This is a genomic window from bacterium (assembly GCA_029210965.1).
Classification (GTDB): domain Bacteria; phylum BMS3Abin14; class BMS3Abin14; order BMS3Abin14; family BMS3Abin14; genus JALHUC01.
Map to the genome: position 1 here is coordinate 10,653 of JARGFZ010000044.1, position 10,875 is coordinate 21,527.

At 55.6% G+C, this 10,875-nt stretch carries 10 protein-coding genes; 8 read left to right on the forward strand and 2 right to left on the reverse strand.

Annotated features, from left to right (window positions below; genetic code table 11):
• Window positions 1-280: 280 nt before the first annotated feature.
• The 8 genes from ruvX to P1S59_12485 all read left to right on the forward strand — a co-directional run bounded on the left by ruvX (window position 281) and on the right by P1S59_12485 (window position 8,840).
• Window positions 281-754 carry a Holliday junction resolvase RuvX gene (ruvX, locus tag P1S59_12450; GenBank protein MDF1527062.1) on the forward strand — a complete coding sequence of 158 codons (474 nt, stop codon included), beginning with the start codon at window positions 281-283 and terminating at the stop codon, window positions 752-754.
• Window positions 755-870: 116 nt separating this feature from the next.
• Entirely contained in the window at window positions 871-1,899 is a 1,029-nt protein-coding gene (gene mltG / locus P1S59_12455) for an endolytic transglycosylase MltG (protein ID MDF1527063.1), read from the forward strand.
• The gene (locus P1S59_12460) at window positions 1,896-3,308 is read left to right on the forward strand and encodes a TldD/PmbA family protein (protein MDF1527064.1); all 1,413 of its coding nucleotides are present in this window, start codon (window positions 1,896-1,898) and stop codon (window positions 3,306-3,308) included. The genes mltG and P1S59_12460 overlap by 4 nt, the downstream gene beginning before the upstream one ends.
• The gene (locus tag P1S59_12465; protein ID MDF1527065.1) at window positions 3,308-5,032 is read left to right on the forward strand and encodes an HD domain-containing protein; all 1,725 of its coding nucleotides are present in this window, start codon (window positions 3,308-3,310) and stop codon (window positions 5,030-5,032) included. Before P1S59_12460 ends, P1S59_12465 begins: the two co-directional genes overlap by 1 nt.
• Before the next feature lie 4 nt (window positions 5,033-5,036).
• Window positions 5,037-6,476: a FecR domain-containing protein gene (locus tag P1S59_12470; protein MDF1527066.1), complete on the forward strand. Its 1,440-nt coding sequence runs from the start codon at window positions 5,037-5,039 to the stop codon at window positions 6,474-6,476.
• Complete coding sequence (locus P1S59_12475) at window positions 6,473-7,528, forward strand: tetratricopeptide repeat protein (GenBank protein MDF1527067.1); 1,056 nt, start codon at window positions 6,473-6,475, stop codon at window positions 7,526-7,528. Before P1S59_12470 ends, P1S59_12475 begins: the two co-directional genes overlap by 4 nt.
• A 622-nt stretch (window positions 7,529-8,150) precedes the next feature.
• The gene (locus P1S59_12480) at window positions 8,151-8,666 is read left to right on the forward strand and encodes a proprotein convertase P-domain-containing protein (GenBank protein MDF1527068.1); all 516 of its coding nucleotides are present in this window, start codon (window positions 8,151-8,153) and stop codon (window positions 8,664-8,666) included.
• A gap of 42 nt (window positions 8,667-8,708) precedes the next feature.
• Window positions 8,709-8,840 carry a hypothetical protein gene (locus P1S59_12485; protein ID MDF1527069.1) on the forward strand — a complete coding sequence of 44 codons (132 nt, stop codon included), beginning with the start codon at window positions 8,709-8,711 and terminating at the stop codon, window positions 8,838-8,840.
• A gap of 466 nt (window positions 8,841-9,306) precedes the next feature.
• Here the strand turns inward: P1S59_12485 and P1S59_12490 are convergent, their stop codons facing one another.
• Window positions 9,307-9,705, reverse strand: a complete 399-nt coding sequence (locus P1S59_12490) for a hypothetical protein (GenBank protein MDF1527070.1) — start codon at window positions 9,703-9,705, stop codon at window positions 9,307-9,309.
• A gap of 260 nt (window positions 9,706-9,965) precedes the next feature.
• Window positions 9,966-10,118, reverse strand: a complete 153-nt coding sequence (locus tag P1S59_12495; GenBank protein MDF1527071.1) for a hypothetical protein — start codon at window positions 10,116-10,118, stop codon at window positions 9,966-9,968.
• Between the last annotated feature and the right edge of the window lie 757 nt (window positions 10,119-10,875).

Below are 10,875 nucleotides of genomic sequence, written 5' to 3' on the forward strand. Positions count from 1 at the left end.
GTCATTTTCACTTTCCTCACGGATCAATGACTTATATCGACAGTCATTGACCCGGGCGCCCCCCTCGGGGCGCGTTGATGACTTTTTGCCAAGTCATCGTCTATTGACAGGGTCGCAAAAAGTCCGTTATCGGCTTTTTGCTCCCCGGAAAGTGAAAAGTGTCATTTTCACTTTCCTCACGGATCAATGACTTATATCGACAGTCATTGACCCGGGCGCCCCCCTCGGGGCGCGTTGACAGGGTCGCAAAAAGTCCGTTATTGGCTTTTTGCTCCACTATATGGATAGATCAAAGCGGAGCAAGGGACAGATCATGGGGCGGATAATGGCTATTGACTGGGGTGAGCGCCGGATAGGGGTGGCCCTTTCCGATGAGAGCCGTACCATCGCCTCTCCCCACAGCGTTATCCAAAGGAAACAATCTCAGGGAAAGCAATCCCTGGACCGGGATCTCAATGATATCGTTCAGATCATTGCGGATAATGAAGTGGAATTTGTCATCTTCGGGCTGCCCATGCGCCTGGATGGAAGCATGGGTCCTGCGGCCATTGGGGTTCTGGAGGTCATCGAAAAATTGCGCCCGAAGGTATCGGTGAGGGTAGATACCTGGGACGAGAGGCTCTCCACCGTGGCAGCCGAAAGGGCTCTCCTTGAAGGGGACGTTTCCCGGAAAAAGCGAAAGAAAATCATAGATCAGGTGGCCGCCGCTCTTTTCCTGCAGTCCTTTCTTGATAGTGGAATTTATAAAGGCTAGTAATCAGCACGCAGCACGCAGAACGCAGAATGTAATACCCGCAACCCCGGAATCCGGAATACGGAATCAGGATGCATCCTTAGGCGGGACTCAGGGTTCGAACAGGATAAATAACTATGCTAATTGGTAAACTGAAAAGAAACCGCTCGATCGTCCCCGCTATCATCCTCGTGATGTTAGTCATTGCGGGTTCGGTCCTTGTCGGGGTATGGAACTTCTGGAACGCTCCCGCCGAAGATCCGGGCAGCGAGATCCTCATCACGATTCCCGGCGGGTCCTCCTTTGTCTCCGCTTCACAGCTTCTTGTGGACGCAGGGGTCATCAGGTCTCTTAAATTTTTTGTCCTGATGGGCAAGGTCAAGGGTCTTTCCAACAGCATCCAGGCCGGGGAGCTGATGTTTGACACCGGTATGACCCCCAGCCAGGTCCTGGATGTACTGGCGCGGGGTAAGGCGGTTTCCTACCATGTGACCATTCCCGAGGGGTATAACATCCAGATGGTGGCTTCCCTGCTGGCGGAAAAGGGTCTGGGGGATGCGGACCGCATTGTTGCGCTTGCACATGACCCGGAGTTTTCCCGGGGGTTGGGAGTCCCGGCGGACAGCCTTGAAGGGTTCCTGTTCCCCGACACATATTCATGGCCCAAGGGGTTGTCGGAAAAGGATATCCTTGGCCGGATGGTTGCCAAATACAATAGCGTCTTCACCGATGCCATGAGGGCAAGAGCCCGGGAGATGGGCATGACGGAGCTGGAGGTGGTTACTTTAGCTTCTATTATCGAGAAAGAGACCGGTGCGCCCGAAGAGAGGGAACAGGTTTCGGCGGTGTTCCACAACCGCCTGAAAAAGGGGTACAGGCTGCAGACCGACCCCACGGTCATCTACGGTATCGAGAATTTTAACGGTAACCTGACGAAGAAGGACCTTCGGACGGATCACCCCTACAATACCTACACCCGCAGCGGACTGCCGGTGGCCCCCATCGCCAACCCGGGGAAGGCCTCCCTGATGGCAGCCCTGTCCCCGGCCAAGGTCAGCTACCTCTATTTTGTAGCCAGGGGAGATGGGACCCACGTCTTTTCAAACAACCTGGTGGAGCACAACAAGGCTGTTGCCATCTACCAACTCGGGGAGGCCCCCAGATGACCCTCGACCCGTCACTGCTTGAAAAAGTGATCTTCTTACTTCTGTCTTCGGGAGGGGAGTTCGCAGATCTTTATTACCAGGACATGACGGCCAGGCAGGTGGAGGCTGAGTCCGGTCAGATCGAGCGTATTTCTACTATTCGGGAAAAGGGAGTGGGTCTGAGGCTGATTCGCCAGGGAGTGACTCACTTTGCCACAACGGTGGATCTTGCTCCCGACGCTCTGCTTACGTTGGCGTCTGCCCTCGCCTCTGGCGCCGGGATGGCTGGTAAAGGGCAAAAGGGAGAAAAAAGGAAAATCCACCTAACCGAGCTCCCGGCGGGACCCCTCCCCTTTGGCGAGGATCCCGCCGGGATCCCCCTTCAGGAGAAGGGGAAGCTGGTCATGGGAGCTCTGAGCGCACTGAAGGGGTTTGACAGCCGCCTCACCCAGACCAAAGCGATCTACAGGGATTCCTCCCAATCCATCCTCATCGCCAACAGTGACGGTGTCCTCGCCCGGGACTCCCGGTCCTACGGCGTCTTCCTGGTTCAGGTGGTGGTATCTGACGGCAGCCACATGCAGGTGGGGTACGAGCCCGTAGGGGGGATCGGGGGCTACAGCGTGTTCAGGGAAATGGATCCGGCCGAAGTTGCCATGACAGCCGCCAGGAGGGCCTTGACCATTCTGGAGGCACCGGAAGCCCCTGCCGGAAAGATGCCCGTGGTTCTTTCTTCCAAGGCTGGGGGCACAATGGTTCACGAAGCGGTAGGACACGGGCTGGAGGCGGATCTTACCGGACAGCACCTGTCGGTGTACGTCGGGAAGCTGGGCCAGCAGGTGGCTTCGCCCATCGTAACGGTAGTGGACGACCCCACACTGCCCGGCAGACGCGGATCCTATAATATCGACGACGAAGGTGTGCCCGCTGAAAAAACGGTGCTGGTGGACAAAGGGATCCTCAAGGCCTATATGAGCGATAAGCAGAGTGTGCTGAGAGACGGTATCCCCGCCACGGGGAACGGACGCCGGCAGTCCTTCAGGCACTGGCCTATCCCCCGCATGTCCAACACCATCATAGAGCCTGGCAAAGATGATCCGGATGAGATCATCCGTTCCGTGGACCGGGGCCTGCTGGTGCTCAAGATGGGTGGCGGCCAGGTCAACACGGTGACCGGGGACTTTGTCTTCGAGGTGAGCGAAGGTTATATGATCAACGGCGGCGAGGTGGAGGGGCCCGTGCGCGGCGCCACCCTTGCCGGTAACGGGCCGGAAGTGTTAAAAAGCATGGATATGGTTGGAACCGACCTGGGTTTCGGCCTCGGGACCTGCGGCAAGGACGGGCAGGGTGTTCCGGTGGGGGACGCTCAGCCGACGCTCAGGATACCCGAGATCGTAGTGGGCGGCCGGGATGCTGAAGGGAACAGTTGATGGCGATAGGTATCAAACGCAAGGCTAAAACACCCAAAGATGCACAGCCTCAGGGTAAGGGAAAAGGGCCGAAAATACGGATCCTCTACCAGTTCCTTTTCGTCACCCTGGCGGTCTCCATTCTCCCTCTCTTCATGGCCTCCTACAAGCTCATGGGGATCAACAGGGCTTTTCTGGAAGATGAGCTCCTTTCCCTGCACAGCCAGCTGGCCAACTCCACGGCGGAGGAGATCTCCACCGCCATGTCCAACATCCTTGGCAACCTGGAGCTGGTGGCCAAGGCCCAGGGCGGCACCAGTCCCCTGAAACAGGAAGAACGGGAGCGTTCCCTCATCTTCTACCTGGACCAGTACCCCGAGATCATCCGTCTCACCCAGTACTCCACCGGCGGCCGGAAACTCGCCATGGTTTTCAGGGTAGGGCAGTCCAAGATCCCGCCCCTGGGTGAGGAGATCCTGACGGCCGCTGTTACCGAGGCCGCAGGGGGAAAGACCTACCTCAGCCGGCCCGTGGTTCTGGCAGGACAGCAGGTTCCTGTATTGGCCGTGTCCATGCCGGTTTACGGTCCTTCCGGAGGCATCCAGTCGGTGCTCCTGGGGGAGATCAGCCTCCAGAAGGTGCAGCAGACCATAGAAAGGATCAACATCCGCCGCCAGGGCAACGCCTACGTTGTTAACCGCAGCGGGCTCCTCATCGCTCACCAGGATCTGGAAAGGGTGAGCCGGTCCGAGGACATGAGTTCGGTGGAGATCGTAGGCAAGTACCTCCTCGCGGGCCTGAGCGCCGGGACCATCCCCTTCAGGGACAAGATGGGGGAGGACATGGTGGGTTCCTACGCAAACATCGGCAACCTGGGCTGGGGTGTGGTGGTTCAGGAACCGCGGGCCGACGCCTACAAGATCATCAAGGACATGACCTTCCAGACGCTCATCTGGGCCCTCGTTGCGGTTATTCTGGCCATCGTCGCCAGCACCGTCCTCGCCATCCGGCTGGCCAAACCTATCGGTATCCTTGCCGGCAAGGCCATGTCTCTTGCAACTGGTAACTTTGGCGAGCGGGTGGATATCACCTCACGGAACGAACTGGGTCAACTGGCCCAGAGTTTTAATCACATGGCAGCACAGCTGGAAAGGCACGACCAGAACCTGCGTGAAATGTTCATCGACACCACCAAGGCTCTGGCCGCCGCCATTGACGCCAAAGATCCCTACACCCGAGGCCATTCCCAGAGAGTCGCCCAGATCAGCCTGGAGCTCGCCAAGGAGATGGGCCAGTCCCCCTCCGAGCAGCAGAAGGTCAACATTGCCGCCCTGCTCCACGACGTTGGCAAGATCGGCATCGAGGACCACATACTGAAGAAACCCTCCCAGCTCACTGACGAGGAGTACGGGGTCATCAAGCAGCATCCCCGGTGGGGCGCCATGATCATGGGGCACATCACCCAGCTCAAGGATGTGGTACCGGCCATCCAGCACCACCACGAGCGGCTGGACGGATCGGGATACCCCGAGGGGTTAGCCGGCGAACAGATACCTTTGCTTGCGCGCATCATCGCCGTGGCCGACACCTTCGATGCCATGACCACGGACCGCCTCTACCAGAAGGCGATGGAGCCCCAGTTCGTCGTGAGCAAACTGCACGAGTGGAAGGGGTCCCGGTACGATCCCAGGGTTGTGGATGCCATGACCCGGATCTACTCCAGGATCGTTAACTCCGGAGCCTGACCAGATGGCCAAATCACCCGGACAGAAAAAGGAACGGTTCAATTGGAAGACCGTGGTCATTCCCTTTTCAACCCTCCAGTTCTGGATCAACTTCTTTATCGTGATGGCGATGATCAGCGCCGTGTTCATAGGGGTCTACTATCAGTTCCTCAGTCCCAAGGCCCAGGCCCGCCGGACCATCGCAGAGGCGGAAAAGGGGTTCGAGCAGGCCATCGTTATGGGGGTCAAGGAGCTGGCTTTCGAGGATTACCGGAACATCCAGGACAACCTGTTCGGGGCTCACAAAAACTACGACGACCGCAAGTATACCGAAGCCCTCATTCTGGCGGAGCAGACCCAGGCCAGTCTGGAAAAAGCCTACGAGATCCTCAAGGGTGAGGACTTCTTCCGCAGGGAACGGGCCGCTACCTTCACTGATCTGAAAGGCAATGTGGAGATCCAGCCGGCGGGGTCCATGACATGGGAACATGCCAAAAAGGGGATGAAGCTCACAAAGGGGGACCGGGTCCGGACCAGGTCCGGATCCAAATGTGTGGTCCAGTTCGATGACGGCTCCCAGTTGACCGTAAAGTCCGACTCACTGGTCCATATCGACGAGTTGAGCGAGGATGTGAGAACCCGGCAGAAGAACTCGGCCATCAAGCTCCTTGTGTCGGACGTGGAGGCGAGCATTCTGAGGCCTACGGCCAAAGGGTCGCGGTTCCTCATCGAGACACCCGGTTCCGTCGTCCAGATCAACAAGGCGCGGATGAACATCAGCGTCAACAAGGACAACCAGACCGAGTACAAACTCCTTTCAGGCGATGTGTCGGTAAACGCCGGCGGAAAGAACGTGAAGCTCGCTGCCAACGAGGTGCTGCGTCTTGCCCAGGAGGGCAAGGTGGTTTCCAGGGGCAGGCTCCTCGGTGTTCCCTCACCCCAGGCACCGGTTAACCTTGACTGGCGCGTAAGCGCCCGGGAAAAGGTCCCTGTCAACTTTGTGTGGGAAAGCGTCAAGGGGGCCGCAAGCTACCACCTCATGGTGGCTCATGACCGGTACTTTTCGAACCTCCTTTACGATAATGCCAAGATTAGGGGTACCGGGACCCAGGTTGATAACATGGAGGCCGGGGTCTACTACTGGCGTGTTTCCTCGGTAGACGGCAAAGGGCGTGAAAGCCTTTCTTCACCATTTTCGGTATTCAGGCTGGTTCATGATCAGACGCCGCCCCTTTTGACCATGAGCGACCCAATCGTTCTTACTCAAGGGACCATGAGCAAGGTTTTCCTCACCGGGGCGGTGGAACCGGGCAGCCGGCTCACTATTAACGGCAGCCAGACGCCGCTTGCTCCGGACGGCTCATTCCGTATCTTTACCAGCCTCGGGAGTAACGTGGGCAGCCTTTCCATAAGGGCAGTGGACTCGGCCGGCAATGTGCTGTCGCGGGTGAGAGAACTGCGATGAAAATCCAGGGAAGGTGGAAGGTGGAAGGAGGCAGGTGGAAGAAGGCCATTGGACCCCACGATAAATCTCCCTTCGACCGGACTCAGGGCAGGCGGGGCAGGCTTATAGCAGTGTGCCTTATCGTGCTCCTTGTTGCCGTTGCGGCGTCGGGGTGCAAGAGCAAGGCTACCAAGTTTATTCTCGCCCAGAGAATTAATGGCGTGGGCATCGCCCTGTATACCAGGGGCAGCGTGAGCGAGGCGCTGGAAAGGTTCCAGAAGGCTGCCGAGTACGCTCCTGATTTTGCTTTCGTCAGGAACAATTCCGGGGTGGGGTACTACCACCTGGGGCAAATGGAGCTTGCGGTGGCAGAGTTTCGCCGCGGGGTGGAGTTGAGCCAGGACACGGCTGAGATCCACGGAAATTTAGGCGTGGCTCTTATGGTTCTGGAGAACAACTCCGAAGCGGAGAAGGAACTGCTGGAAGCCATCCGGTTGAAACCTGACTATGCCCTTGCCTGGAGCAACCTGGGAGTCCTGAGGTATAAGACCGGCAGGGTGAAGCTTGCCGTGACAACCTACCGCAAAGCCCTTGCCCTTAACGAAAACTTCGATCGGCTGCACCACAACCTGGGCGAGGCCCTCATGTCACAGGGTAACTACAAAGAGGCCATCAAGCATTACAACCGGGCTTTGGAGCTGAACCCGGACAATACCAGGACTTTTAACAACCTTGCCTGGGCTTTCGCCCAGAGGGGTGAGAATATCGACGATGCTCTGGCATTGTCTAACGCCGCTTTAGAGCAGAACCAGTCCAACGGTTTTTACTACGATACTCTGGGGTGGATCTACTTCAAGCAGGGTATGTTTGACGAGGCCAACCAGGCCCTCGTTAAAGCTATCGAATTTTCACCGGGAATTCCGGAAATACACTTCCATATGGGAGAGACCTTGCGATGGCAGGGGAAGTATCGGGAGGCGACTGTGGAATATGGCAAGGTGTTGGGGCTTGAGCCGTATGGCAAATGGGCGGATAAGGCTCAGAAAGCCATCTGGTCCATAAAAGGCTTGTAAGGGGGGCGGCGCGCTGGAACAGGCAATCTGCTGCGTTTTCGCCCGCTCGGAAACCCCATCCCGCCATTGGCGGGACTCAGGGCAGGCGGGGACGCGGAGAAACGGGTATAAATCACGGTGTCATTGCGAGGAGCATGGGGTTAGTGAGGGCGACGCGGCAATCTCAAATTACCATAAAAGCGATAAAAGCTTTAACGCAGAGGACACAGGACGGCCATTTGCAAGTGATCGGGGTCAGGGCGGGAATCTGGCAATACCCTTGATCACAGCAAATTAATTGTGAATATCCATCTTCGCCAGGTCAGGGGTTACCTTGATACTTAGACGTAGATACCGCTCTTCCTCCTGCGTTTTGCATTCTGCGTTCTACATTCTGCCTGTCGGGCACCCCTTGGGGCCGGGTAAGGCACGTATGTGCGTACATGCGTATGTGGGTGAAGGAGTAAGATCTTTTCGCAACTACGCGCAAACGCTCTATCCACCCACGATGCCTTTTCCCGCGAACCCCTTGAAACTTCCCTGCTTCATCCGTTAATATGATCCTTGGGTCAATAGGCGGGAAACATCATTACAATAAAACTCGGACCGTCCCCAGGGCGGTTTTTTGTGTTGGGAGGTATTTATGAAACGGTGGGTTATTCTATTAGTGCTGATTTTACCGCTCCTTCTGGTTGCCTGCGGTGGCAGTGGGGGGAGTGGTCCTCCACCCGTATTCACCTATTACAGCAGCGACACCCCCCAGATGATCCCGGACGAGGACTTTATCCGTTCGGATATACTGGTCACAGGAGGACCGTCTTATATCTCCCAAGTTGAGGTGACAGTGGCCATCTTCCATCCCTCGGTTTCCGACCTGGTGCTGGTCCTTGAGTCACCTACGTCGGGGAGCTGGATCTACCTGACCCAAAATGACAGTGCCGGGGAGCATTTCTGGTACACCACCTTTACCGAGGATGCCTTAACCTGGATCCGAAATACCAACAGCTCGGACGATCCCAGGACAGGGTATTACCTGCCCGCAGAACGTTTGGACTGGTTTATCGGTGAGAACGCCAACGGTGTCTGGACCCTGGATGTGGAAGACAACGTGGCCCAGGACGAGGGGTGCCTCATCGAGTGGAGTATCGACATTCAGTGACCCGACCCCATGGTTGTTTATAAACAATTTTGGAGGTTTGAAATGACAAAAATATCCGCTCTCGACTACTTCAAAGCCAAACTGGGAGAATCATTGGGGTCAGGCCGGGAAGGGAAAAAGGCCAAAGGCAACCTTGGGGTCAGAGCTTCCTGCTTCGCCATCCAGCTCCGCTAAAGCTATGGTGGACAAGAGGCTTCGGCGGACAAGCAGATTCTCTGGTTTTTGGAAGGATAAAGGCTGAAGGATAATGGGGAAAGGATGTTGGCGCTTACTTTAACCTTTCTCCTTTAACCTTTCCACTTCTTCTCTTACCCTTGAAACTGCCCTGCTTCAACCGTTAGTATGACCATTCCAAATATCCTAAAGGAAGAATGCACCTTCACGATCGTGCATGAGAACGGTTCTGTGTCGGTGGATTCCCCCAGGATAACCGGACCTGCTACCGGAAGCGCCTCTGTGAGTGATGGAGTTTACACGCTGGAAGTGGCCGACTGCGAAGTGGTCAGCTGTTCTCACGCGCTCGGGATTTATGAGAGGTAGGCGAGCTGATTGGTGCTAACCGTGGGGTCGTGTCAACCCTTCGTTAAACCAGGGTTGCATGCCCACCTTCTTCCCTTTTTCTGAAAGCATACCAAGGAGCTTAATGCCTCACTCCGCAATCGGGAGGATGGGGAAGGAATGTTTCGCAGGCCTCGGGTCGGTGTCCCTGACCTAAATGATATACGGCACACCAGTATTTTTCCGTTTCCGGGCAGAAATAGAGCAAGGTGCAGATCCTGAGCCTTATTTCGTTGTGGAACCAGCCTGCGTACCAACTCTCATCAGCGCTGGGACGGGCAACCTCCCTGAAAAAAAGTCCAGTCAGGGTCCTTGATGACATCCAGAATCGATACCTTTCCTGATCAGTGAGCCCGGTATTCAGGGTGCTGCAGCAGGTTCCGCATCGCAGGCAGCCGCCCTCAATCCCGATTGCCTCCGGGACCAGTCTGCCCAGTTCCACAAAGTACGATACGGCCCGGTAAGCGTCGAACAGGGCCAAGAGGGGTTTGGGCGAACCGGGAGTGTAATTCCTGCGGACCCATTTCCATGATATCCACGGGGAATGGGGAATGCCCCTTAACTCGCGGGTAAGTGCCGAACGGTAATCCCCGATAGAGCCTGTGATCGCAACTCACCTCCAACTACTATTTTACACGAAATGTGGCATTTCCAACAATTCTTGTCGGTAACATCACAATTCAACCTAATTTCCCCATTTTCAAGCAATGCTCGCTCTTCCCATACGTCAGACCGCTTACTTCACAGGAAGGTCAGATAAACCCCAACAAAAACAAGCAGGAGTGCACCGAACCACCAGCCTCTCGAGGGTTCTTTTTCCCAGCCCAGGGGTTCCTTTTCTTTCACCTTTACGGTCCTGAGGAAGGTTAACCCGAAAACGCACCTGCGGCACACGGGTGCCCCCTGCTTCCAGTTAGGCACCATCCCTGTGATGGGGTCACCGCATTTACAACATATGAGATTGAGGGACGAGCGAGCCAAGGTTCATCCTTTCCAGAGCCCTGAAATGGAATTTGTTGTCAGTTTAAGCATAGCGATATTAATATAAAATATAACAAAAATATAAAATTAGTCAATCCGCTTTTACCTCATGCCGTAGGGCGCTAAGAACAGCCTGAAGCCCATCCACCATGGCGTCCAACTTTTTTCTGCATTATTGATTTTTTCAATGTAACGGGACTGGGAATCTCCTACATAGGAGGGGAGGACTGGCCGGAGCAGATCACTCTCGAGTATGCCCTGCCTTCCGAATCAGACCGCAAGGGGCAGGTCAGGCTGGATCAATATTTGATAGAGTCGCAAAAAGTCCAATCCGGGACTTTTCGCTCCACGGAAAGGGAAAAGCGTCGTTTTCTCTTTCCTTACAAATCAATTACTTACGGAGAGAGTCATTGATTTGGGCGCCCCGCGCGGGGCGCATTGATGACTTTTTGCGAAGTCATCAATATTTAAAAACCAAAATTTAAAATAATCCGAGATCCAAAGTCCAATAACAGCAAAATTCACCGCCAAGTACTCCAAGTTTCGCAAAATTAGAGCACTGGAGCTAAACTATGGAAGTGCTGTCATTCTCATTTAATGCTCATTCGTAATTCTGCGGGCGTAAGCCCGTAGATGGAAGTGCCCGCTGTCTTCGGTTAGAATACGTGGA